Below are 22,661 nucleotides of genomic sequence, written 5' to 3' on the forward strand. Positions count from 1 at the left end.
GACAACGCTTACGCCAGCTCGGTGATGAATTGCTCGCGCGCAGGGCGCACTTTTTTCAAGTCTACCAGCCAGTCGCCTGCGTCGGCGCGATAGCCGAGCGGCAGCATCACGACGGAACGCAAGCCTTTTTCGCGCAGGTTCAGGATTTCGTCGACCTTGGCCGGATCAAAACCTTCCATCGGCGTCGAATCGACTTTTTCCTGCGCCGCGGCGATCAGGGCCGTGCCCACGCCGATATACGCCTGGCGCGCCGCGTGCTGGTAGTTGGTTTCCGCATCGCGCTGTGGATACGCGGCCAGGATTTGCTGGCGGTACGCTTCCCAGCCTTCGTTCTTGAAGCCGCGCACTTCATTGACCAGGTCAAAGCGCGCATTGATGCGTTCTACCGTGTAATTATCCCAGGCGGCAAACACCAGCAGGTGCGAGGCGTCCGTCACTTGCGACTGGTTCCACGCGTGCGGCTTGATCTGCTCGCGCAGGGCCGGATTCGTCACGACGAAGACTTCATAAGGATGCAGTCCGCTGGAGCTGGCCGTCAGGCGCACGGCTTCCAGGATGCGCTCGACCTTGTCTTGCGGCACCGTTTTCGTCGGATCCATCTTCTTGGTGGCGTAGCGCCATTGCAGTGTTTCGAGCAGTGCGGACATGTCAATCTCTTTCATAATGAATAGTTCAGATTGGAAATGATAGCGGATTCGGGCATTTCAAGTGCGCTGGACAAAAAAGTACCGGTATAGCGCACTCATGCACGGTTGTCTACAGGCCAAGCATGGCAAGCTCATGTTGCGGGTAGCGCGCGCCCTGCACGCTGACGGGCGTGATGGCCGCGCCGATGGCGGCCAGCTCGGTGTCGCTCAGGGATATCTGCGCGGCGGCCACGTTCTCTTCCAGGTGCGCCAGGCTGCGGGCGCCCGGTATCGGCACGATGTCAGTACCTTGCGCCAGCAGCCAGGCCAGGGCCAGTTGCGCCGCCGTGGCGCCGCGCGCGGCCGCCAGGCGCTGCAATTCGGCAACGAGGTGGGCATTGGCGGCCATCGCGGGCGGCTGGAAGCGGGGCAGGCTGTGGCGGTAGTCGTCGGGCGCCAGTGCGGCGCTGGAAGTTAGCTGGCCCGTCAGGAAGCCCCGGCCAAGCGGGCTGTATGGCACGAAGCCGATACCGAGCGCGCGGCAGGCGGGCAGCACATCGGCTTCCACGTCGCGGCTCCACAGCGAATACTCGGACTGCACGGCTGCAATCGGGTGCACGGCGTGGGCGCGGCGCAGGGTGGCGGCCGACACTTCCGACAGCCCCAGGTGAAGCACCTTGCCCGCCCGCACCAGATCGGCCATGGCGCCGACCACGTCTTCGATGGGCACGGCGGGGTCCACGCGGTGCTGGTACAGCAAGTCGATGCACTCGATGCCCAGTCTGGACAGCGACGCTTCCACGGCTTGGATAATGTGCTCGGGGCGGCTGTCGACACCGGCCATGCGTTCCACGCCCTGGCCGTGGGGCAATATCTTGAAGCCAAACTTGGTGGCGATGTGGACCTTGCCGCGCAGCTGCTTCAGGGCGCGGCCTACCAGTTCCTCGTTGGCGTAGGGGCCGTAGACTTCCGCCGTGTCGATCAGGGTCACGCCCAGTTCCACGGCGCGGTGCAGCACGCGCAGCGAGCTGGCCTCGTCCGCGCCGCCGTAGGCAAAGCTCATGCCCATGCAGCCCAGGCCGATGGGGGCGACGCGCAAACCGGAGTTGCCCAGTGTTCTGTGTTCCATTGTCATTCCTTTTCAAAAAAAAGATGCGAGGAGTATGGGCGAAGCAACAGCATGCGATAAGATGGTTAATCCTGCATGTATTGCTGAATGAAACTCATGAATGATGGCTGATCTGAACGAATTGGCGGCCTTTGCCGCCGTCGCCCGCCTGCGCAGCTTTCGCAAGGCGGCCCTGGAACGGGGCGTATCCGCCTCCGCCCTCAGCCACGCGCTGCGCGCGCTGGAAGAGCGCCTGGGCGTGCGCCTGCTGAACCGCACCACGCGCAGCGTCACGCCGACCGAGGCAGGGCAGCAGCTCTTGGTGCGGCTGGCGCCGGCCATGCGCGAAATCGATGATGCCTTGCTGGACTTGAGCACTTTGCAGGATGTGCCCGCAGGCAAGCTGCGCCTGAACGTGCCCCGTCCGGCTGCCCGGCTGCTGCTCGCGCCCATGCTGGCCAGTTTTGTCGCCCGATATCCGCGCGTGCAGGTCGAAGTGGTCACCGATGACGGCATGATCGATATCGTGCGCGACGGTTTTGACGCGGGCATCCGCTTCGGCGAGCAGGTGGCGGCCGACATGATCGCCGTGCCCGTGGGCGCGCCGCAACCGTTCGTGGTGGTGGGCTCGCCCGCCTACCTGGCCGCGCATGGGGCGCCGGCCACGCCGCGCGACTTGCTGGGGCATGCCTGCATAGTCCGGCGTTTCCCCAGCGGGCGTCAGTATGCGTGGGAGTTCGGGCAGGACGGGGAGGGTGTCAGCATCGCCGTCGGCGGCCCGCTGGTGTTCGACGACGATGAATTGATGCTGCGCGCGGCGCGCGATGGCGCGGGACTGGCGTATGTGTACGAGGCTGATGCGCGCGCCGATATCGCGGCCGGGCGCCTGGTGTGCGTGCTGCAGCGCTGCATGCCGCCGCCGTCGCGCTACTTCCTGTATTACCCGAGCCGGCGGCAGATGCCGGCCGTGCTGCGCGCCTTTGTCGACATGCTGCGCGCGCCAGCGTAGTCAGCCGGCGGGCGGCGGCGCGGCATGTTCGACCGGCCACTTGACGGTAAACACGCTGCCGCCCGCCTTGCCACGCGTGCAGACGGCGCTGCCGCCGTGGGCGCGCGCGATGGCTTCGACCACGGCCAGTCCCAGGCCGCTGCCCGCGTTCAGGTCGACCCTGGCGCTGTCGCCGCGGCGAAACGCCTCGAACACGTGCGGCGCCAGTTCCTCTGCAATGCCGGGACCCGCATCCTCGACGCTCAGGTAGTACTGGCCGGCCTGCACGCGGGTGCGCACGCGCAGCAGGCCCGGATGCGCATAGCGGCGCGCGTTGTCGAGCAGGGCCAGCACGATTTGCCGGATGCGCGCCGCGTCGCAGCAGACGGGATGGTCGGACAGGTGCAGTTGCAACGTAAAGCCCGCCGCTTCCATCTCTTGCGCCAGCAGGCGGCGCACTTCGCCGATTTCCAGGGTCAGGTCCGTCCACGCCATGCGCAGCTGCATGTGGCCGCTGTCGGCCAGGCTCAGGGTGCGCAAATCCTCGATCAGCCGTCCCAGGTCCTCGACTTGCGCCAGCAGGCTGGAAAACGGCACTTCCTCGGGCTTGAAGACGCCGTCGACGACGCCTTGCAAGGTGCCGCGCAGGATGGTCACGGGCGTGCGCAATTCGTGCGCGATGGCCGCGTTCCACGTTTCGCTTTCCTTGGCGCCCCGCTGCAGGCGCTCGGCCATGCTGTTGAAATCGTCGACCAGCATGGCCGTCTCGCCCAGGCTGCGGTCGCCCGCGAAGGCGCGCGCGGACAGGTCGCCATGGGCCACGCGGCGCACGCTGTCCATCACGGAATTGATTGGTTTGAGGATGCGCGAAGCGAGCTTGAGGGCGAAAAAGGCGGCCAGGCCCAGGCCAAAGATGGTGATGGCGAAAATCCACAGCCATTCGACGGTGCTGGGCGACCAGTCGTCCGGCTCGGACAGCATGCCGGGATCGATCTTGAAGGCGATGGCAAAGAAGGTCCAGGAACCGATCCAGATGATCAGGATGCTGCTGACCATCAGCACGGACATCGACAGGATGATTTGCCGGTTCAAGCCTGTGAAGCGCATCAGAAGTCGCTTTCCAGGCGGTAGCCCACGCCGCGCAGGCTGGCCGGCATGTTCAGCACGCCCGCTTCTTCCAGCTTCTTGCGCAGCTTGCTGACGTGGCTGTCCACTGTGCGTTCCATAGAATTGCTCTCGGGCATGCACGACTCCAGCAATTCCAGGCGGCTGCAGACGCGCCGCGGCGTGCGCGCCAGGTGCGCCAGCAGGCGGAACTCCGTCAACGTCAGGCTGAGCATGAGAGGCTGTGCCATGCCATCGCGCAGCACGCTGGCCACATAGGTTTCCTGGTCGATTTCGATGGGGCCGCAGCGCAGGCGCTGGCCGCCGACCGGGTGGTGGCGCACGCGCGAGCGGCGCAGCACGGCGGCCACGCGGGCCACCACTTCGGCCGGATTGAAGGGTTTGATGATGTAGTCGTCGGCGCCCACGCGCAGGGCGGCCAGTTTATCGGCATCCTGGTCGCGGGCCGTGAGCATGATGACGGGCGTCTCGCCGCGCCGCCGCACTTCGGCCAGCACGCCCCAGCCATCGACACGGGGCATTTGCACGTCGAGCAGCAGCAGGTCCGGCGCCAGCGCCAGGTGTTGCTGCAGCGCTTCCTGGCCATCGTGCGCAAAGGCCGTGCGGTAGCCGTCGCGCTCGAGGTAACCGGCGAGGATGCGGGCGATTTGCGGTTCATCTTCGGCGATCAGGACGAGGGCGGAAGGCGGCGTGGTGGCAAGGAAGGAGGGCTGGCTGGCGCTGTGATGATAGTTCATATAAATAGTCTAGCATTCTTCGCTGTCTCCATCGAATCTCCACATTTCTTTGACGGAACATCCACGTTGGCCTTCTATGCTCTTGTTATCTGTCGACCGGACTGCCGGTTGGGATCAGCCATAGAGAAAAGTCATGCCAGTAAAGTACCTCACCAGGAAAAACATGTTGATCGCCGCGGCACTGCTCAGCCTTGCCGCCTGTTCCAAACCCGCGACGGAAGAAGGCGCCGCGCCGCCCGCCGCCGTCACCGTGCTCAAGCTGCAAGCGGCGCCCGTCGTCCTCAGCGATGAATTGCCGGGCAGGGTGGCCGCCTTCCGCACGGCCGACATCCGTCCGCAAGTGGGCGGCATCGTGCTGCGCCGCCAGTTCGAGCAGGGGGCCGAAGTAAAAGCGGGCCAGAAGCTGTTCCAGCTCAATCCCGCGCCGTTCCAGGCGGACGTCGATTCGGCCGCCGCTGCCCTGCAGCATGCGGTGGCCACGGCCAAGCGCGCCAGCAGCCAGGCCGACAGGTTAAAACCGCTGGTGGAAGCGGACGCCATCAGCCGCCAGGCATATGACGATGCCGTGGCCCAGCGCGAGCAAGCCGTGGCCACCGTGGCGCAGGCGCGGGCAAGCCTGGCGCGCCGCCGCCTGGACCTGGCCTTTGCCAGCATCGAGGCGCCCATTGCCGGGCGCATCGGCTCCGAACTGGTGACGGAAGGCGCGCTCGTGGGCCTGGCCGATGCCACGCCGATGGCACGCATCCAGCAGATCGACAAGGTGTATGTCGACGTGCGCCAGCCGGCCGCCGCGCTGGCCGCGCTGCAAGCCTCCGGGACCGGTGGCGCGGACAAGCTGCCCGTGACCATTCTCGGTGCCGATGGCCAGCCGCACCCCGTCACGGGGCGCATCCTGTTCTCGGGCATCAGCGTCGATGCGGGTACGGGCGACGCCGTCGTCCGCGTGCTGGTCGACAATCCGCAGCGCCAACTGCTGCCCGGCATGTTCGTGCGCGCCCGCATCGCCCGCGCCGTGCAGGCAAATGGCGTGCTGTTGCCGCAGCAAGCCGTCTTGCACAGCAGCGGCGGCCAGGCGCAGGCCTGGGTGCTCGATGGCACGAACAAAGCGAGCCTGAAACCCATCACGGTGGGCGACGTGGTCGAGCACCAGTACGTGGTCAACGGCGGCTTGAAGGCCGGCGAAACCGTCGTCATCGAAGGCCAGGAACGCTTGCAGCCGGGCGCCACCGCCGCGCCGCAGCCGTGGAAGCCGGCCGTCGTGGCAACGGCGGCTGCCGCCAAGGCGCGTTGATGCCCACTTTGAATACAATGAAAGCCTAACGACATGCCTCAATTTTTCATCAACCGCCCCGTCTTTGCGTGGGTGGTGGCGGTCTTCATCGTCCTGTTCGGACTGATCGCCATACCGCAATTGCCGATTGCGCGTTTCCCTTCGGTGGCGCCGCCCAGCGTCAGCATCAGCGCCAACTATCCTGGCGCCACGCCGCAAACCATGAACGATTCCGTGGTCGGCCTGATCGAGCGCGAACTATCGGGCGTCAAGCACCTGCTGTATTTCGAGTCGTCCACCGACACGTCGGGGTCGGCCTCGATCACCGTCACCTTCCAGCCGGGAACGAATCCGGAAATGGCGCAGGTGGACGTGCAAAACCGCCTGAAAGCCATCGAACCGCGCCTGCCGCAAGCCGTGCGGCAAAATGGCTTGACGGTGGAGTCGGCGTCGTCCGGCTTCCTGATGATCGTCAGCCTGATTTCCGACAATGGCCAGCACGACGAAGTGGCGCTGGGTGACTACCTGGCGCGCAACGTGACGGAAGAACTGCGCCGCATTCCCGGCGTGGGCAAGGTGCAGCTGTTCGGCTCTGAGCGGGCCATGCGCATCTGGGTCGATCCGGCCAAGCTGGTGTCGTACAACATCGCCATGGGCGAGCTGACGGCCGCCATCGCGCAGCAAAATGCGCAGATCGCGCCGGGCCGCCTGGGCGATTCGCCGGCCGTGCACGGCCAGCGCGTGACCATTCCGCTGACGGTGCAGGGCCAGTTGCAAACGCCGGCCGAATTTGCCGCCATCGTGCTGCGCGCGAATGCGGATGGCTCGAAAGTGACCATCGGCGACGTGGCGAAGGTGTCGCTGGGCGCGCAAAGCTTCAACTTCAGCATCCGCGAAAACGGGCAAGCCGCGTCGGGCGCCGCCATCATGCTGTCGCCGGGCGCCAACGCCGTGCAGACGGCGGCCGCCGTGCGCGCGCGCATGGCCGAACTGGCGCACACCATGCCGGCCGGGATCAAGTACTCGGTGCCGTTCGACACGGCGCCGTTCGTGAAAATCTCGATTGAAAAGGTCATCGTCACCCTGCTGGAAGCGATGGTGCTGGTGTTCCTCGTCATGTATCTGTTCCTGCAAAAGATACGCTACACCCTGATACCCGCCATCGTCGCGCCGATCGCCCTGATGGGCACCTTCACGGTCATGCTGATGGCCGGCTATTCCGTCAACGTGCTGACCATGTTCGGCATGGTGCTGGCCATCGGCATCATCGTCGATGACGCCATCGTGGTGGTGGAAGCCGTCGAGCGCCTGATGGCGACCGAGGGCTTGTCGCCGAAGGAAGCGACGTCGAAAGCCATGCGTGAAATCACGGGGGCGGTAGTGGGCATCACCCTGGTACTGACGGCCGTGTTCATCCCGATGGCGCTGGCCAGCGGTTCCGTGGGCGCCATCTACCGGCAGTTCACCCTGGCCATGGCCGTGTCGATTTTGTTCTCGGCGTTCCTGGCGCTGACCCTTACGCCGGCGCTGTGCGCCACGATGTTGAAACCGATCGGCCCGCACGACCATGACAAGAAGGGCTTCTTCCTGTGGTTCGACCGCCAGTTTGAGCGCATGACGGCGCGCTATGAAAAGGGTGTGGTGGCGATGGTGAAACGCGCCGGCCGCTCGATGGTCGTGTATGGCGCGATCGTCGCGGCGCTGGGCGTGGCTTTCATGCAGCTGCCGTCGGCCTTTTTGCCGGAAGAAGACCAGGGATACTTCATCACCTCGATCCAGCTGCCGTCCGACGCCACCATGGAGCGCACGCTCGATGTCGTCAAACTGTACGAGCAGCACGTGGCCACGCGGCCCGGCATCGAAGTGAACCAGTCTATTCTTGGCTTCAGCTTTTCCGGCGCGGGGCCGAATGCGGGCCTGGCCTTCACCATGCTGAAGGACTGGAAACAGCGCAACGGCGCCACGGCGCAGGAAGAAGTGGCACTGGCGCAGGAAGCCATGTCGCAGGCGAAGGAGGGCGTGATCATGAGTTTGATGCCGCCCGCCATCGATGAACTGGGCAATTCGTCCGGCTTTTCCATGCGCCTGCAAGACCGCGCCAGCCAGGGCATCGCTGCCTTGCAGGCGGCGCAGAACCAGCTGCTGGGACTGGCCGCGCAAAGCGGCAAGGTGGCGGGCGTGTATCCGGACGGCTTGCCTCCCGGCGCCAGCGTGCGCCTCGATATCGACCGCACCAAGGCCGAAGCGCTGGGCGTGTCGTTTACGGCCATTGCCGACATGCTGACGGCGGCCATGGGTTCGACCTATGTCAACGATTTTCCCAACGCTGGCCGCATGCAGCAGGTGATCATCCAGGCCGATGCGCCGTCGCGCATGCAGTTGAACGATGTGCTGGCACTGCGCATCCGCAATAACGCGGGCGGCATGGTGGCCCTGGGTGAACTGGTGCGCCCCGTGTGGAGCGAGTCGCCGCTGCAGCTGGTGCGCTACCAGGGTTATCCTGCGGCGCGCATTTCCGGCAGCGCCGCACCGGGCGTATCGAGCGGCGACGCCATGCTGGAAATGGAACGCCTCGTGAAGCAACTGCCACCGGGCTTTGCGCTGGCGTGGACGGGCCAGTCGCTGCAAGAGAAGGAATCGGCGTCGCAAGCGCCCATGCTGATGGCGCTGTCGATGCTGGTGGTCTTCCTCGTGCTGGCGGCCCTGTATGAAAGCTGGTCGATTCCCGTCTCCGTGATGCTGGTCGTGCCTTTGGGCTTGCTGGGCGCCGTGCTGGCCGTGATGTTGCGCGGCATGCCGAACGACGTCTTCTTCAAGGTGGGCATGATCACGATCATCGGCCTGTCGGCGAAGAACGCCATTTTGATCGTCGAATATGCGCGCCAGCTGCAGGCGCAAGGGCGTGGACTGGTCGAGGCGACGGTGGAAGCGGCTAGATTGCGTTTGCGCCCGATTTTGATGACGTCGCTGGCCTTCGCGCTGGGCGTCGTGCCGCTGATGCTGGCCACGGGCGCCAGCGCCGAGACGCAGCACGCGATCGGCACGGGCGTGTTCGGCGGCATGATCACCGCCACCGTGCTGGCCGTGTTTTTCGTGCCCGTGTTCTTTGTCGTGGTGCTGGGTGCTGTCGACAAGATGGACGCTTATTTCAACAAACGCAGTAATCGCATCGCCGTCAAGGCGGTGGAAGGAGAATCGTAATGCGTTTATTCTTTATCACACCCCTGGCCGTGCTGGCCCTGTCGGCGTGTTCCTTGACGCCGCCGCTGGTCAAGCCGGCGGCGCCGATCCCTGCCAGTTATGGCGAACTCGCTGCGCAGGGTAGCGCCGCGGACCTGGGCTGGCGCCAGATGCTGCTCGATGCACGACTGCAGCGCCTGGTCGATATCGCGCTGGAAAACAACCGCGATTTGCGCGTGGCGTCCCTCAACGTGGAAGCCGTGCGGGCGCAGTACCAGATCCAGGATGCGGGCCGTTATCCGGCCATCGGCGCGAATGCGGGCGGCGTGCGCCAGCGCGGCGCCGACGCGGTGACACAGAACCAGTTCACTGCCGGCATCGCCTTGAGCGCGTTCGAGATCGACCTGTTCGGTCGCCTGCGCTCCCTGTCCGATGCCGCGTTTGCGCGCTACCTTGCGACTGAACAGGGCCAGCGCGCCGCGCGCATGGCCCTGATCGGCGCCGTGGCCGACGCCTACCTGGAACAGCGGCTGGCGGAAGAGCAGCTGGCGCTGGCGCGGCAAACCCTGCTCGACTGGCGCCAGGCGCTGGTGCTGACACAGCGCCTGCACGGCGCGCAGCAGGGCAGCGGCCTGGACGTGGCGCAGGCGGAAGGGCAGGCGGCCACGGCGGAAGCGGACGTGCAGGCGCGCGAGCGGGCCAGTCTACTTTCGCGCAACAACCTGGAATTGCTGCTCGGCGCGCCGCTGCCCGCCGATTTGCCGGCTGGCCGGCCGCTCGATGGCCAGCCCGTGCTGACGCAGCTGCCACCCGGCCTGCCGTCGGACTTGCTGGCGCGCCGTCCCGATATCCTGCAGGCGGAATATGCGCTGGTGGCGGCGAATGCGGAAATCGGCGCCGCCCGCGCCGCCTTCTTCCCGCGCCTGTCGCTGACGGCGTCGCTGGGTTTTGCCAGCCCGGAACTGGGTGACCTGTTCCGTGGCAGCGCGCGCAGCTGGTCGTTCGCGCCGCAAGTGACGCAGCCGCTGTTCCAGGGCGGCCAGCTGCGCGCGGAATTGCAGCTGTCGCGCCTGCGCAAGGACGTGGCCGTGCTGCAGTACGAACAGGCGATCCAGGCCGCGTTCCGCGACGTGCGCGACGGCCTGGCCGGCAGCGCCACGTATGCGCAGCAGATCGCCGCGCAAGAACGCGTGGTGGTCGCGGCGCGGCAGCGCCAGCGCCTGTCGCAGCTGCGCTACGATGCGGGCCAGGATAGCCGCCTGGAATTGCTCGATGCGCAGCGCCAGTCGTATGCGGCGCAGCAAATCCTGCTCGACGCGCGGCGCGACCAGTTCAAGTCGGCTGTGGCCCTGTACAAGGCGCTGGGGGGAGGGTTGGAAGAGTAGCCGCCTTGCGGGCTTGGCGCCGTTCTACGACAGGCAGCCTTTCAGCCGGTGTGGTTTGGTCCAGCCCGCTTCGCTGGCGCTGTCGACAAAACAGATGGCCAGTTGCGCGAAGCCTGGCGAGGTGAAGTACATGCTGGCCGTCGCATCCTGGCGCTCACGGGTGATGAACCACTGCGCGTCGCCATGCGCCAGGCCGTAGCTGGCCGCGCGGTGCACCAGCAAGTCGGCGTTGCCACGCTGCACGATGGCGACCCGTACGTCGGCTTCGCCCATGTTGTTGGTTTGATAGATGCGCGCCACTTTCCTGACCCCGGTTTTAATCGTGCCCGCGACTATACACCGATTAAGTTGCCTAAAGACAACCATAAGCTGAGACGGCAAAACTTTTTTTGCGCCGCTGCATCCAAACGCGCGCATGGCAAGTAGTACAGGGGTGCGCTCGCCGCAAACGCGGCATGAGCGGCACCTTCACTCACTCTTACAGGGGCCACGACCATGCCATATTTGCCAACTTTGCCATACGCCAAGCTGCTGCTCGTTTCCGCCGTCGCCATGTCGCTTTCCGCCTGCGGCGGCGGCAGCGACCATGACGATGTTGTTGTTCCGCCACCGCCGCCCGTGGTGGCCGGCGACGTCTTCGTGCTCACCGCCAGTAATAAACTGCTGTCGTTCGACCGCGCCGCGCCAGCCACCATCCGCAGCACGGTCACCGTCACGGGCTTGCAGGCTGGCGAAAACCTGCTGGGCATCGATTTCCGTCCCGCCGATGGCCAGCTGTACGGCGTCGGCAGCACGGGACGCATCTATACCCTGAATGGCGTGACGGGCGCCGCCACCGTCAAAGCCACCCTGGCAGCCGATGCGGGCGATGCGACGGCGCCTTACACGGCGCTGGCCGGCACGGAGTTCGGCGTCGACTTCAACCCCGTCGCCGACCGCCTGCGCATCGTCAGCAACACGGGGCAAAGCCTGCGCATCAATGTCGATACGGGCGCCACCACGACCGATGGCAATATCAATGGCGGAGCAGGCACTACCGCCATCACGGCGGCGGCCTACAGCAACAGCTTCGCGGGCACGGCCAGCACGACCCTGTTCGTCATCGACGCGGCCAACGCCACCCTGTACACGCAAAATCCGCCCAACAACGGCACCCTGGCCAGCGCCGTGCCGCTGGGCGTGGCGGCGACCGGCGTGGCCGGCTTCGACATCGACGCGCGCACCAACACGGGCTACGCCGTCATGACGGTGGCCGGCGTGCGCAATCTGTACACGCTGAATCTGGCAGCCAGCACGGCACCGGCGACCCTGGTGGCGGCCATCGGCGTGACCGAGGAAGTGCGCGGCATCGCCTTGAAGGCGCCGGCGGCGCCCGTCGCCTACGGCCTGACGGACGACAATCGCATCGTCAGCTTCAAGACGGCCACGCCGAACACGCTGGACGCCAATGTGGCCGTGACGGGCCTGGCGGCGGGCGAACGCCTGCTGGGTTTTGACATCCGTCCCAAGGATGGCTTGCTGTACGGGATATCGTCGGCGGGGCGCATCGTCACCATCGCCCCGGACACGGGCGTCGTCACCGTCAAGGCGACGCTGGCCGCCGATGCGGCGGATGCCAGCGCGCCGTACACGGCCATCGCCGGCACTGCCTTTGGCGTCGATTTCAACCCCGTCGCCGACCGCCTGCGCGTGATCGGCAACACGGGTCAAAGCCTGCGCATCAATGTCGACACGGGCGCCACCACCACCGACGGCGCCGTCAACCGCGCCGGTGCAACGCCGGCCGTCACGGCAGCCGCCTACAGCAACAGCTTTGCGGGCACGACGTCGACCATGCTGTTCGATATCGACACGGCCAGCGCCAGTCTCGCCTTGCAAAATCCGCCGAACGACGGCACCCTCGTCAACGTCGGCGCGCTTGGCGTGGCCGTGGCGGGCGACGTGGGCTTCGACATCGCGGGCGGCGCCAACGGCCTGGCCCTGGCGGCCTTGCGCACGTCGGCCACGGGACCGAGCTCGCTATACCGCATCGACCTGGCGACGGGGGCGGCCGTGCTGAGCGGCGGCGCGGCCACGCCGGCCGCTTCCGCCATCGGCAACGGGTCGGTGGGGCTGGTCGATCTCGCCATCGCACTCAAGTAGGGAAACACGCCGCAGCTTTGCTTCGATTCAATAATTCCAGTATTATAGAATTATTGTTGATATTCAATGGCTGCGGCGCATGGTGCCCGCGATGCCGCAACGAACGGGACCTCATGCTCACCGCTTTCCTCATCTTTCTCGCCACATTAGTCCTCGTCATCTGGCAGCCGCGCGGCCTGGGTATTGGCTGGAGCGCCGTCATCGGCGCCAGCGTGGCCTTGCTGGCCGGCGTGATCCACTGGGGCGACATCCCCGTCGTCTGGCATATCGTGTGGAACGCCACCGGCACGTTTGTTGCCGTGATCATCATCAGTCTGCTGCTCGACGCGGCCGGCTTCTTTGAATGGGCCGCGCTGCACGTGGCGCGCTGGGGCGGCGGCAGCGGACGCAAACTGTTCGTGCTGCTGGTCTTGCTGGGCGCGCTCGTCTCCGCCGTGTTCGCCAATGACGGCGCCGCGCTGATCCTGACGCCCATCGTCATCGCCATGCTGCGCGCCCTGAAATTTTCCGCCAAGGCCACCCTGGCCTACGTGATGGCCGCCGGCTTCATCGCGGACACGGCCAGCCTGCCGCTGGTGGTGTCGAATCTGGTGAACATCGTCTCGGCCGATTTCTTCAAGATCGGCTTTGCCGAGTACGCTGCCGTGATGGCGCCCGTCAACGTTGTCGCCGTGCTGGCAACCTTGGCGGCCTTGCTGATCTTTTTTCGCAAGGATATTCCGACCGACTACGCCGTGACGCAGCTCAAGCAGCCTGGCGCCGCCATCCGCGACCTGGGCACCTTCCGCGCCGGCTGGCTGGTGCTGGCGCTGCTGCTGGTGGGCTTTTTCTCGCAAGAAGCTTTGGGCGTGCCCATCAGCCTGATCGCCGCCGTGGGCGCGGCGCTGCTGCTGGCCGTGGCCGGCAAGGGCCACGTGATTTCCACGCGCCACGTGCTGCGCCATGCGCCGTGGCAGATCGTCGTCTTTTCGCTGGGCATGTACTTGGTCGTGTACGGCTTGCGCAATGCGGGCCTGACGGCTTACCTGACGGGCATGCTGAACCACTTCGCGCAGTACGGCGTGTGGGGCGCGGCCATGGGCACGGGCGTGCTGACGGCGTTATTGTCTTCCGTGATGAACAACCTGCCAACGGTGCTGGTGGGTGCGCTGGCCATCGACCCGACGACGGCGCAGGGGGCCGTGCGCGAAGCGATGATTTACGCGAACGTCATCGGCAGCGATCTGGGCCCGAAGATCACGCCCATCGGCAGCCTGGCCACCTTGCTGTGGCTGCACGTGCTCGATAGCAAGAACATCCACATTTCCTGGGGCTACTATTTCCGCGTCGGCATCGTGCTGACCGTGCCCGTGCTGCTGGTGACCCTGGCCGCGCTGGCGCTGCGCCTGTCCTGAGTTGCGTGTATGGTGCTCACTGTGAGCAACTTTATATTGGGATGCGATGAAATTACTGCTCGTTGGCGCCACTGGCCTCGTCGGCCGCGAAGTGCTGCGCCTGGCGCTGGCTGATGCGCGCGTGACGGCCATCGTCGCGCCCGTGCGCAAGCCCTTGCCGGCGCATGCCAAATTGGAAGCGCCGCTTGTCGATTTCGACCGCTTGTCGGCGGACGCGCCCTGGTGGCAGGCGGACGCCGTCATCTGCACGCTGGGCACGACCATGAAGGTGGCGGGCACGCGGCAGGCGTTCCGGAGAGTCGACCACGACTATCCGCTGGCCGTGGCGCGCCTGGCGCTGGCGGCCGGCACGCGCACGTATGCGCTCAATTCCGCCGCCGGCGCCAACGCCGCCTCGCGCTTCTTCTACAACCGCGTCAAGGGTGAGCTGGAACGCGACCTGGAAGCGCTGGGTTTCGGCTCGCTCACGCACGTGCGTCCCGGTCTGATCGGGGGCGAACGCGACGTGGCGCGGGCGGGCGAGGGCGCCGCCTTGCGCCTGCTGCGCGTGCTCGGTCCCGTGCTGCCGCGCCGCTGGCGCATCAATCCCGCGCCGCGCATCGCCAGCGCCTTGCTGGAGGCGGCGCTGGCCAGCGCGCCGGGCGTGCATGTCGTCAGCCCGGAGCAGCTGGTTTGAACGCGCCGCCCGTATAATTCCCGTTCATCTACTTGCGAGTACAGACAATGCAGACAGTACGTGTTTACCAGGCCGGCGACCGCGATGCCTGCCTGTCCCTTTTCGACGGCAATACGCCGCGTTTTTTCGACCCGTCCGAGCGCGCCAGCTTTGTCGCCTGGCTGGAAAATTCGACACATCCTTATCTGGTCATCGAACGCGACGGACGCGTCGTCGCCTGCGGCGGCCATGCGCTCGATGCGAGCGGCACGGTGGCCAGCCTGTGCTGGGGCATGGTGGCGCGGGATATGCACGGTCAGGGCCTGGGCCGCGTGCTGACGCAGGCGCGCCTGGCCGCCATCCGCACCGTGCCGGGAGTGGCCAAGGTGAGCATGAACACCAGCCAGCACACGCAGGCCTTTTATGCGCGTTTCGGCTTTGAACCAGTCAAGGTGACGCCGGACGGCTTCGGGCCCGGCATCGACCAGTGGGACATGCTGCTGTCGCTAAATGAACGGGACCATATCGCCGCCGTGCCGCTGGAAAAAGCCTACCGGCTGCTCAATCACGGCCCGTCCATTCTCGTTTCGGCGCGCCATGGCGGCATCGACAACGTGATGGCCGCCGCCTGGGCTTGCGCCCTCGATTTCGCGCCGCCCAAACTGACCGTGGTGCTGGACAAGGCCACGCGCACGCGCGCGCTGGTCGAAGGCAGCGGCAGCTTCGTCATCCAGGTGCCGACGGCGGCGCAGTTGCAGCTCACGCATGCGGTGGGCACGCACAGCCTCGATGCGCAGCCCGATAAACTGGCGCGCGCCGGGGTAGGGCTGTTCCATCGGGAAGGGTTTGATCTGCCGTTCGTGGCCGGATGCTCGGCCTGGCTGGCTTGCCGGTTGATCCCCGAGCCGCACAATCAGCAGGCATATGATTTGTTCATCGGCGAAGTGGTGGGCGCCTGGGCCGACACGCGCGTGTTCCGCGACGGGCACTGGCATTTCGAGGACGCGGATCCATCGTGGCGCAGCCTGCACTACATTGCCGGCGGGCGCTTTTATGCGATCGGCGAAGCGCTCGACGCGGACAAATGATCAGTCGAGGGCGATGACCCTGTCGTTTGCGCCTGGAATACAGCCGTCGGCGATCGCATCCCAGCCCCGGTGCACCACCACCTGCTTGCCGTCGTGGCAGATTTCCACGCGCTCGCTGGCCGGCAGGCGCTGGCGCGCGAACGCTTCCAGGCTGGCCGGCAGACTCACTTCCAGCTGCATCGTGCCGATGGCTTCCGGCGGGTGGTCGTCCATGTGCACGAGCGGCACGAAGATCGATCCCAGCATCAGCCAGCGCGCACCCACGTCGACGGCGGCGGGCGCGTAGGGCGCGGCGCGCAGCCAGTCCTGGGCGCGGGCGCGCAAGTCGCCGCCGGCCGCCAGTTCGCCCCAGGCGGCGGCCAGCATTTCCACCACCCACTGATTGCAGTTCTGGTATTTCAAATTGAAGGCGTACGCGTTGGCGCTGTAGCGGCCCGCCAGCAACTGCTGCACGCGCACGGGGTCGAGCAGGGCGCGGCGCAGGGGCGGCACGGTTTCGGCCGGCAGTTTCACGAGCGAGATGTAGCCGAGCGCGGGATTTTCCGTGCCCATGGCGAAACCGGCCGTGCCCTGGTCGAAGATGCGCGGACGGCCTTCGTCGCAGGCGTAGTACAGCTGGCGCGCGGACCAGCCGCTGTCATTGTCGTGGCGCCAGGCCAGCGCCGCATGCGAATAGCGGATGCCGAAGCGGGCCAGGTCCAGTCCCGAGCGGCTGATGAGGGCCACGCTGCCTTCGCTGGCGGCCAGTTCCTCGCGCACGATGGCGGCAAAGCGCAATAGCCGGTCCTGTTCCGTGGCAGTGAGTTCCTGCGTACGGTCGCAAAAGCGCGATGAGGCGAGCGAGGTGCCCGCCTGCGCCGCGCTGGCGCCGACGATGGCGCAAACGCCCAGCAGCAGCGCCGGGAGTTTCGCGAGAAAACGAATCAAAGGCTGACGGGACGCGTGGCCATTTCGCCGTACCAGTCGTCGGCCAGCACGAGGAAGAAGGCGGCGCGCGTGTCGTTGCGCGAGAATTCGATGCCGTAGGCGCGGTTTTGCGCATGCACCACGTCGCCTTGCGCCAGTTGCTGCTTGTCGAGCGCCGCTTGCGGCAAGTCCAGCACCAGCGGCGTTGCCGTGGCGTCGGCCTGCATGGTCAGGCGCGTCATGCCGTCGCGGCCCGGCACGGCGGCCACGTCGATGATGCGGTAGGGGCCATTGGCCACCTTGTTGTCGCGCGAGGAGCTGTTGCTCGAACCGTTGAGCGAATCGGAAATGCTGCCGCTCGACTGGGAACCGGCGCTGGAGGCCGAGGAAACGAAGCTGTCGGCGTTGGCATTGCACGCCATGGTCAGAGCTGCGGCCAGGCCGAGCATGCGTAGGGAGGTAGTCAAGGCAGTTTTCCAGTGGACGTCAATGAAAGCAGGCCGGATCCATTCCGGCCTGCGCCATCATAGCAGATAGGCCATTAGCTGAGCAGTACCTCGATCAGGCCCTTCGCTTCGGCCGACGGCTGCGTGCGCAGCGCCTGCAGCACGGGATCATTTTCCAGGTAGGCCTGCAGCGGCGCGCTGATGGTGATGCCGGCCTGCGGCAGCGGCGAAGGCACGGGCGCCAGCGCCTTGGCCAGCAGCAGGGTGTCGCGCAAGCCCTCGGGCGGCAGCATGATGGTCGAGCCGGGCAAGGTATTGACGGCATCGGCTACCTGCAGCGGCACGCCCAGCTGGCGCATCAGCGCGCGGCCGATCACTTCCAGGGCGGACGCCATCTGCGTTTCCAGGTGGGCGTACAGGCCTGGGGTCTTGTCGGCCTGGGCCAGCAAATAAAAGCCGGCCACTTCATGCACGATGCCGGCGAACAGGGCCGTATCGGCATCCGTGTGCGTGACGGCGCCTGCCAGGCCATGCGCCAGCGCCGCCACGTGCACGGTGTGCGCCCACAGCTGGGTGGCGCGGGCGCGCAAGGCCTCGTCGCGGATGCCCGCGTTCAGCTGGCGGATGACGGCCGCCGTCGCCAGCGCATACAGGTTGCGGTGGCCCAGCCGCTCGACGGCGGCGCGCACGCTGGTGATGGCGGGCGACTGGCCGGGCGCAAACAGGGCTGAATTGGCCAGCGCCACGGCGCGCGCCGACAAGGTCGGTTCGCACAGCAGCAGCCGGCTGATGTCGGCCGAGTGGCAATCGGGATTGGCCAGTTCCTTTTGCAGGAGCAGGGCCGTATTGATGCTGGTTGGAAAGGCCAGGGTTTCCGTTTCGGCGCTGGCCAAAAGTTGCGCCAGGCTGCTGAGCGTGTTGACGTGCATGGGTAGGGGAGCGAGAAGTAGCAATGTCCCCATATTATCAGGCAATCCGGCCCGCATGGCGTCCGCCTGCCGTTTCAGCCATGCACCTGTGCGGCGGAGCCGAGGACGGCAACGTCAGGGCAGCAGCAATGCATGCTGGCCGGCCGTATGAAAGTCGCGCCAGACGCGGTTGATGGTGCTGTCTTCGCGGGCTGCGTACAGGCCGCAATATGGATACAGGCCATCGACTGCCGCACGGCACACGGCGACCAGCTCCAGAGAGCGCTCTTGCACGGCCTGCATGGCGTCCGCGTCAAGCGCCTCGCCAGCCGCCACTTGCGCCCAGCTGTCGTCCAGCACGGCGTAAAAACGGGTGCGTGCGGCAGCGTAAACATCTTTCTTTGCTTGCAACATGGCCGCCACCTCCGGCACCTCCAGCAGCGGCAAGCCTTCGCGCGCATGGCGGCGGTGGTGCATGCATTCTTCGGCCAGTTGCATGAAATGCGCGGCCATGCCGGCCACGTTGGCGGCCAGGGTGACATACGCCAATGAATAGAAGGGATAGCGGTACAGGGGGCCGCCGGCCGTCGCGGCGCTGGCGTCGATGGTGAAGCCATGTTCCTTGCCGAGCCACTGGCCGTCGATCCGATAACTGTGCGAGGCGCTGGCGCGCATGCCGATGCTGGTCCACGAAGGCAGCAGCTGCACCAGCGCGGCGGGCACGAGGAAGGCGCGGATGCGCGGCTTGCCTTCGTCATCGAGCAGGGGCTGGCCATCGCGCCGCAGCCGGGCGTTCAGGGTGAAGTGGGTCGCCATGGGCGCGCCGCTGGCGTAGTCCCAGCTGCCGGTGATGCGGTAGCCGTCGCCTTCTTCCTCCGCGTAACCGGTGGCCGCGCCGCTGCCGCCCAGGCAGACGCGGGGTGCGCCGATGATGGCCTGCGCCATGTCGGGCGTCAGGAAGCCCGCGAACCAGCCCGCGCCCGCGCACAGGGTCAGCACCCAGCCCATGCTGCCATCGACGGCGGCCACGGCTTCTTCCAGGCGTACCACTTGCGGCAAGGGCAGCTCGGCGCCGCCCGCGCTGTGCGGCGCCAGCATCGTCAGCCAGCCGCGCCGGTGCAGCAAGGCTTGCTGGGCCGGATGCAGGAAGCGGGCCGCATCGGCCGCCTGGGCGTGGCGGGCGATGCGGCGTGCGTCGCGTTCGGAAAGGGTAGCAATGGCAGCGTGCGGCATGGGCAAAGTCCGTCTATGGCAGAGGCGGGCATTTTCGCACAGCGCGGCGGCGCCGTTGCCGTCAGCCGTGCGGCATGGCAATTTTTTCCATCACGGCGCGCAGCAGCGTGGCGCCTGGCGCCGCGGCCGGGGCCGAGCGCCAGGCGATGATGCCGTCCGGCCGGACGATCACGGCGCCGTCATCGCCTGCTCCGTAGGTGTCGCCGAAGGCCTGATCGGCGGGGAAGAGCACATCGGCGCCGATCAGCAAGGTCTTCAACGATAGGTGCGCGGCGGCGGCGGACCAGCGCGGATCGGCTGTCAGCAGCACGAAATCGTCGGTCAACAGGTCGATGCTGGAGACGCTGTTGCCGCGATGCCGGACCCATACGTGGGGCGCGCGCGTGCCTGGCTGGCCGGCCCAGTCGCGCGGGTGGGCGGCCGGCGGCAGCGCCGCATCCGCGCCGAGAATGGCGCCAGAGCGCGTCAACTGGCCAAGTTCCATCGCCAGGTTGCCATACAGGGGTTCGTTCTGGTAGCCGTCGCCGACCCATTTCGCGTAGTCCGGCCGGGCGAAGGTTTGCTGGTGCCGCAGCCAGGCGATGGGCCTGCGCTCATCCGTGTAAGTGTCGAGCAGGGCGGGGCGCGATTGCTGCCGCACCACCCTTTGCAGCTTCCATGCCAGGTTGTAGACGTCGTCGATGCCCGTGTTGGCGCCGTAGCCGCCCCGCGTGGGCGGCAATTGGTGGGCCGCATCGCCGGCCAGGAAAATGCGTCCTTCGCTGAACCTGTCCGCGATCAGCCCGGCCAGCTCCCAGCGCCCGGTAGTGATCAGCTCGAAGGCCATGTCCTTGCCCAGGGCCTGGCGGATCAGCGCCCGCAATTGCGCGTCGGTGCTGTCGTTTTGTTCTTCAAACATGAGGAACCAGCGCCCGTCCGAATACGTGCCCAGGAAACCCTTGAAGCCTGGCTGATCGATGTCGAATTGGCGGATACCCCGTTCCAGAAAGGCGTCCGCCTCCGCGCAGCGGAACAGTACGCTGCGCAGCACGCGCAGGGGACCAGCGCCCTGGCGCGCGATGCCCAGCTGTTCGCGGATGGGGCTGGCCGCGCCATCGGCGGCGATCAGGTAATCGGCCGTGACGGCATAGCTTGCGCCCGTGTCGCGCTGGCGCAGCTGCGCCGTGACGCGCTGCGCATCCTGCTGCACGGACAACAGTTCCACGCCGGTGCGCAGGTCGGCGCCCCGTGCGCGGGCGGCCTCGCGCAGTATCGGTTCCAGCAGGTCCTGGGCGATGGCGGCGCCGGCCATGGGCGTAGCCTTGCCGTCGCGCTCCTCCGGCTGGCCTGGCGTCCATGGCAATTCCTCGTAGTGCTGGCCCGCCAGACTTTCCACGCGGGCGCGGCGCACGGTGGCGCCGGGCGGCACCTGGGGAATGCGTTCGGCGATGCCGGCGGCGCGGAAAAATTCCAGCGTGTGTTCCGTAAAGCCCGTGGCGCGGGGATGGGCGGCGCTGCCGTGGTGTTTTTCAACGAGGATATGCGGCACGCCCCGCCATGCGAGGAAGAGCGAGGCTGAAAGTCCGACGAGACTGCCGCCGATGATGAGTACAGGGGTGTGGATTGAAGCTGGGTTCATGATGTCGTCCTGGGTGTTGTGCAGAGCACACTCGGTCAAGGACGTGGTGAATTTTCGCGGCAGGCGCAACGCCGTTCAGGCAGCAGGGTGACGGAACGCACGCCGACGAAAAAACGGCGCACGTCCGCTTTTCGTCGTGGTCCGCTGCCCCCAGGGCTGGAATATGACCGTCCGCACGCGGACGGCTGACCGGGGCTCACCACGCCGGTCCACCTTTTTCGACAGCGCGATCTTAGCACGGGACTGTCGCGCTCCGCCAGCCCAGGGAACCCGTACAAAGGGCTTCAGGCGGCCTTGGCCAAACCTTCCGCTTCCCAGGCAGCCTTGACGCTGTCGCGCTGGGCGACTCTTGCCAGGAAGGCTTGCAGATTCGCCAGCGCGGACAAATCCACGCCCAGGCCTGGCGCCCAGCCCGTGATGACGAACAGATAGGCGTCGGCGACCGTGAACGTGTCGCCAGTCAGGTAGGCATGGCCTTCCAGGCGGCTGTCCACCCATTTGTATTTCTTGCCGAGTTGCTCAATGAACAAGGCCTTGGTGGCGGCGTCGATGCGGGAATCGAACAGGGGGCTGAACGATTTGTGCAGCTCGGACGTGATGTAGTTCTGCCACTCCAGCACCTTGTAGCGGGCCAGGTTGCCCACGGGCGGCAGCAGGTCTTGCTTGCCGCTCTGTTCGGCGATGTACTGGGCGATGACGGGGCCTTCGCTCAAGGTCGTGCCATCGTCGAGCGCCAGCAGCGGCACTTGTCCTTTCGGGTTGAGTTCATAGTAATTGCCGCCTTCCTGCGTCCGGTGCTGGCCCAGATCGACTTTCACCAGCGTAAATGGCGTGCCCGTTTCGCGCAGGAGGATGTGCGGCGCTTGCGAGCAGGCGCCTGGAGAATAAAAGAGTTTCATGGCGATCCTGTCCTTGAAAAGGTGGGAAAGATGCCACTATAGACCTGCGCCGCCGCGCGGTAAACGCGTGTTCGCGCAAGTGGCCGTGCACGCTCGGAGGAGGTTTGCGCTGGCTCAAATGGCCGCCGGCGCCGGGCAGTCTACCGCCATCGTGGCGCTGGTCCCTGGTTTTTATGACGGCTGCTCAGGCGCGCCCGCCCAGGCTGCCGCCGCCATCGACCGCCAGTACCTGACCTGTCACGTAACTGGCTTGCTCCGACAGCAGGAAGCCGACGGCGGCGGCAATGTCATCGGGCTGTCCCAGTCGTCGCATCGGTATCGTTGCAAGCACCTGGCGTTCCATCTCGCTGCCGACGGGGCGGGTCTGGCGGAACAGTTCCGTTTCCACGGGGCCGGGTGCGACCGCATTGGCCGTCACCCCGTGCTCGGCCAATTCCAGGGCCCAGGTTCTCGTGCAGCCGACCAGGGCGCTTTTGGCGGCGGAATAGGCGGTGCGGTTCGCGTTGCCGTAGATGGCCCGGCTGCAGATATTCACGATGCGGCCATAGCGGCGCTGCTTCATCGCCGCCACGAACTGCTGCGTCACCTGGATGGCGGCGCGCACGTTCAGATCGAAGACGTTCTGCAAGGTGGCAAAGTCGATCTGACCCAGTGGCTGGGGCGAGGCAATGCCTGCATTGTTCACGATGCCGTCGATATCGAACTTTTTTTCAAGCGCCTCGAGAACCTGCGCCGTCTGCGCCAGGTCGCCAAGATCGCAGCCAACCAGCGTGCCGGGGAAGTCCACGCCTTCAGTATGCCGGGCGATGCCGACGACCCGGTGGCCCTGCCGATGCAGCAGGGTGCTGATGGCATAACCGATACCGCGTGTCGCGCCAGTGACGAGAAAAGTACGGGATGTCATGGAGAGGATTTCCTTTGGCCTGAAAATGAACACCTGGGAAGGCTACACT

At 66.2% G+C, this 22,661-nt stretch carries 20 protein-coding genes and 1 pseudogene; 9 read left to right on the top strand and 12 right to left on the bottom strand.

The genetic code is table 11. The features are described from left to right. Positions 1-8 precede the first annotated feature (8 nt). Together KO539_RS09180 and KO539_RS09185 are read right to left on the bottom strand one after the other, a co-directional pair. Positions 9-647: an NAD(P)H-dependent oxidoreductase gene (locus KO539_RS09180; RefSeq protein ID WP_099403551.1), complete on the bottom strand. Its 639-nt coding sequence runs from the start codon at positions 645-647 to the stop codon at positions 9-11. A gap of 109 nt (positions 648-756) precedes the next feature. Then, entirely contained in the window at positions 757-1,755 is a 999-nt protein-coding gene (locus KO539_RS09185; RefSeq protein WP_219308740.1) for an aldo/keto reductase, read from the bottom strand. 100 nt (positions 1,756-1,855) lie between these two features. On the opposite strand from KO539_RS09185, the gene KO539_RS09190 reads away from it, so the two are divergent. Further along, positions 1,856-2,743 carry a LysR family transcriptional regulator gene (locus tag KO539_RS09190; RefSeq protein ID WP_307789060.1) on the top strand — a complete coding sequence of 296 codons (888 nt, stop codon included), beginning with the start codon at positions 1,856-1,858 and terminating at the stop codon, positions 2,741-2,743. Here the strand turns inward: KO539_RS09190 and KO539_RS09195 are convergent, their stop codons facing one another. Together KO539_RS09195 and KO539_RS09200 are read right to left on the bottom strand one after the other, a co-directional pair. Beyond that, on the bottom strand, positions 2,744-3,829 hold the full coding sequence (locus KO539_RS09195) for an ATP-binding protein (RefSeq protein WP_035818237.1): 1,086 nt from the start codon (positions 3,827-3,829) through the stop codon (positions 2,744-2,746). Further along, positions 3,829-4,584 (bottom strand): response regulator, encoded by a 756-nt coding sequence (locus KO539_RS09200; protein WP_219308741.1) that lies wholly within the window; start codon positions 4,582-4,584, stop codon positions 3,829-3,831. The genes KO539_RS09195 and KO539_RS09200 overlap by 1 nt, the downstream gene beginning before the upstream one ends. A gap of 163 nt (positions 4,585-4,747) precedes the next feature. On the opposite strand from KO539_RS09200, the gene KO539_RS09205 reads away from it, so the two are divergent. From KO539_RS09205 to KO539_RS09215, 3 genes are read left to right on the top strand one after another with little or no spacing between them, the layout of a single operon-like run. Further along, entirely contained in the window at positions 4,748-5,875 is a 1,128-nt protein-coding gene (locus tag KO539_RS09205) for an efflux RND transporter periplasmic adaptor subunit (RefSeq protein ID WP_257626209.1), read from the top strand. A 33-nt stretch (positions 5,876-5,908) separates the two neighbouring features. Continuing rightward, a complete protein-coding gene (locus tag KO539_RS09210) occupies positions 5,909-9,055 on the top strand; it encodes an efflux RND transporter permease subunit (RefSeq protein ID WP_219308743.1) in 3,147 nt (1,048 codons plus the stop codon). Then, positions 9,055-10,419, top strand: a complete 1,365-nt coding sequence (locus KO539_RS09215) for an efflux transporter outer membrane subunit (protein WP_219308745.1) — start codon at positions 9,055-9,057, stop codon at positions 10,417-10,419. Before KO539_RS09210 ends, KO539_RS09215 begins: the two co-directional genes overlap by 1 nt. A gap of 24 nt (positions 10,420-10,443) precedes the next feature. On the opposite strand, the gene KO539_RS09220 is transcribed toward KO539_RS09215, so the two are convergent. After that, positions 10,444-10,719, bottom strand: coding sequence for a DUF6150 family protein (locus KO539_RS09220; protein ID WP_035818247.1), 276 nt, complete (start codon positions 10,717-10,719; stop codon positions 10,444-10,446). A 195-nt stretch (positions 10,720-10,914) separates the two neighbouring features. Here KO539_RS09220 and KO539_RS09225 point away from each other — a divergent pair, with 195 nt between their 5' ends. The 5 genes and pseudogenes from KO539_RS09225 to KO539_RS30140 all read left to right on the top strand — a co-directional run bounded on the left by KO539_RS09225 (position 10,915) and on the right by KO539_RS30140 (position 15,698). After that, complete coding sequence (locus KO539_RS09225) at positions 10,915-12,561, top strand: DUF4394 domain-containing protein (protein ID WP_257626211.1); 1,647 nt, start codon at positions 10,915-10,917, stop codon at positions 12,559-12,561. Between the two features lie 113 nt (positions 12,562-12,674). Then, the gene (locus tag KO539_RS09230) at positions 12,675-13,955 is read left to right on the top strand and encodes an arsenic transporter (protein ID WP_219308747.1); all 1,281 of its coding nucleotides are present in this window, start codon (positions 12,675-12,677) and stop codon (positions 13,953-13,955) included. A gap of 46 nt (positions 13,956-14,001) precedes the next feature. Then, entirely contained in the window at positions 14,002-14,631 is a 630-nt protein-coding gene (locus tag KO539_RS09235) for an NAD(P)H-binding protein (RefSeq protein WP_219308749.1), read from the top strand. 47 nt (positions 14,632-14,678) lie between these two features. Further along, positions 14,679-15,095: pseudogene (locus tag KO539_RS30135) on the top strand (GNAT family N-acetyltransferase); the annotation flags it as partial. Positions 15,096-15,104: 9 nt separating this feature from the next. Continuing rightward, positions 15,105-15,698: a flavin reductase family protein gene (locus KO539_RS30140; protein ID WP_257626254.1), complete on the top strand. Its 594-nt coding sequence runs from the start codon at positions 15,105-15,107 to the stop codon at positions 15,696-15,698. On the opposite strand, the gene KO539_RS09245 is transcribed toward KO539_RS30140, so the two are convergent. From KO539_RS09245 to KO539_RS09275, 7 genes are all read right to left on the bottom strand, one after another. Beyond that, positions 15,699-16,625 (bottom strand): DUF2145 domain-containing protein, encoded by a 927-nt coding sequence (locus tag KO539_RS09245; RefSeq protein ID WP_257626212.1) that lies wholly within the window; start codon positions 16,623-16,625, stop codon positions 15,699-15,701. Then, positions 16,622-17,053, bottom strand: a complete 432-nt coding sequence (locus KO539_RS09250; protein WP_034788152.1) for a hypothetical protein — start codon at positions 17,051-17,053, stop codon at positions 16,622-16,624. Before KO539_RS09250 ends, KO539_RS09245 begins: the two co-directional genes overlap by 4 nt. Positions 17,054-17,145: 92 nt before the next feature. Then, entirely contained in the window at positions 17,146-17,979 is an 834-nt protein-coding gene (locus KO539_RS09255; protein ID WP_035818265.1) for an HDOD domain-containing protein, read from the bottom strand. Between the two features lie 114 nt (positions 17,980-18,093). Further along, positions 18,094-19,191 carry an acyl-CoA dehydrogenase gene (locus KO539_RS09260; RefSeq protein WP_219308753.1) on the bottom strand — a complete coding sequence of 366 codons (1,098 nt, stop codon included), beginning with the start codon at positions 19,189-19,191 and terminating at the stop codon, positions 18,094-18,096. 61 nt (positions 19,192-19,252) lie between these two features. Then, positions 19,253-20,809: an FAD-dependent monooxygenase gene (locus tag KO539_RS09265; RefSeq protein WP_219308755.1), complete on the bottom strand. Its 1,557-nt coding sequence runs from the start codon at positions 20,807-20,809 to the stop codon at positions 19,253-19,255. A 284-nt stretch (positions 20,810-21,093) separates the two neighbouring features. Then, positions 21,094-21,708: a glutathione transferase GstA gene (gene gstA, locus KO539_RS09270; RefSeq protein WP_219308757.1), complete on the bottom strand. Its 615-nt coding sequence runs from the start codon at positions 21,706-21,708 to the stop codon at positions 21,094-21,096. Positions 21,709-21,892: 184 nt separating this feature from the next. After that, on the bottom strand, positions 21,893-22,612 hold the full coding sequence (locus KO539_RS09275; RefSeq protein WP_219308759.1) for an SDR family oxidoreductase: 720 nt from the start codon (positions 22,610-22,612) through the stop codon (positions 21,893-21,895). Positions 22,613-22,661: the final 49 nt, after the last annotated feature.

This window comes from Janthinobacterium sp. NKUCC06_STL (assembly GCF_019345455.1).
Taxonomy (GTDB): Bacteria; Pseudomonadota; Gammaproteobacteria; order Burkholderiales; family Burkholderiaceae_D; genus Janthinobacterium; species Janthinobacterium rivuli.

What these genes read in the sequence shown, in the direction of transcription:
- KO539_RS09230 (WP_219308747.1), top strand. Translation starts at nt 12,675, where the DNA reads ATGCTCACCGCTTTCCTCATCTTTCTCGCCACATTAGTCCTCGTCATC.
- KO539_RS09250 (WP_034788152.1), bottom strand. Translation starts at nt 17,053, where the DNA reads ATGCTCGGCCTGGCCGCAGCTCTGACCATGGCGTGCAATGCCAACGCC.
- KO539_RS09180 (WP_099403551.1), bottom strand. Translation starts at nt 647, where the DNA reads ATGTCCGCACTGCTCGAAACACTGCAATGGCGCTACGCCACCAAGAAG.
- KO539_RS09210 (WP_219308743.1), top strand. Translation starts at nt 5,909, where the DNA reads ATGCCTCAATTTTTCATCAACCGCCCCGTCTTTGCGTGGGTGGTGGCG.
- KO539_RS09195 (WP_035818237.1), bottom strand. Translation starts at nt 3,829, where the DNA reads ATGCGCTTCACAGGCTTGAACCGGCAAATCATCCTGTCGATGTCCGTG.
- KO539_RS09205 (WP_257626209.1), top strand. Translation starts at nt 4,748, where the DNA reads ATGTTGATCGCCGCGGCACTGCTCAGCCTTGCCGCCTGTTCCAAACCC.
- KO539_RS30140 (WP_257626254.1), top strand. Translation starts at nt 15,105, where the DNA reads ATGCTGCTGTCGCTAAATGAACGGGACCATATCGCCGCCGTGCCGCTG.
- KO539_RS09255 (WP_035818265.1), bottom strand. Translation starts at nt 17,979, where the DNA reads ATGCACGTCAACACGCTCAGCAGCCTGGCGCAACTTTTGGCCAGCGCC.
- KO539_RS09215 (WP_219308745.1), top strand. Translation starts at nt 9,055, where the DNA reads ATGCGTTTATTCTTTATCACACCCCTGGCCGTGCTGGCCCTGTCGGCG.
- KO539_RS09200 (WP_219308741.1), bottom strand. Translation starts at nt 4,584, where the DNA reads ATGAACTATCATCACAGCGCCAGCCAGCCCTCCTTCCTTGCCACCACG.
- gstA (WP_219308757.1), bottom strand. Translation starts at nt 21,708, where the DNA reads ATGAAACTCTTTTATTCTCCAGGCGCCTGCTCGCAAGCGCCGCACATC.
- KO539_RS09225 (WP_257626211.1), top strand. Translation starts at nt 10,915, where the DNA reads ATGCCATATTTGCCAACTTTGCCATACGCCAAGCTGCTGCTCGTTTCC.
- KO539_RS09265 (WP_219308755.1), bottom strand. Translation starts at nt 20,809, where the DNA reads ATGAACCCAGCTTCAATCCACACCCCTGTACTCATCATCGGCGGCAGT.
- KO539_RS09275 (WP_219308759.1), bottom strand. Translation starts at nt 22,612, where the DNA reads ATGACATCCCGTACTTTTCTCGTCACTGGCGCGACACGCGGTATCGGT.
- KO539_RS09235 (WP_219308749.1), top strand. Translation starts at nt 14,002, where the DNA reads ATGAAATTACTGCTCGTTGGCGCCACTGGCCTCGTCGGCCGCGAAGTG.
- KO539_RS09260 (WP_219308753.1), bottom strand. Translation starts at nt 19,191, where the DNA reads ATGCCGCACGCTGCCATTGCTACCCTTTCCGAACGCGACGCACGCCGC.
- KO539_RS09190 (WP_307789060.1), top strand. Translation starts at nt 1,856, where the DNA reads ATGATGGCTGATCTGAACGAATTGGCGGCCTTTGCCGCCGTCGCCCGC.
- KO539_RS09185 (WP_219308740.1), bottom strand. Translation starts at nt 1,755, where the DNA reads ATGGAACACAGAACACTGGGCAACTCCGGTTTGCGCGTCGCCCCCATC.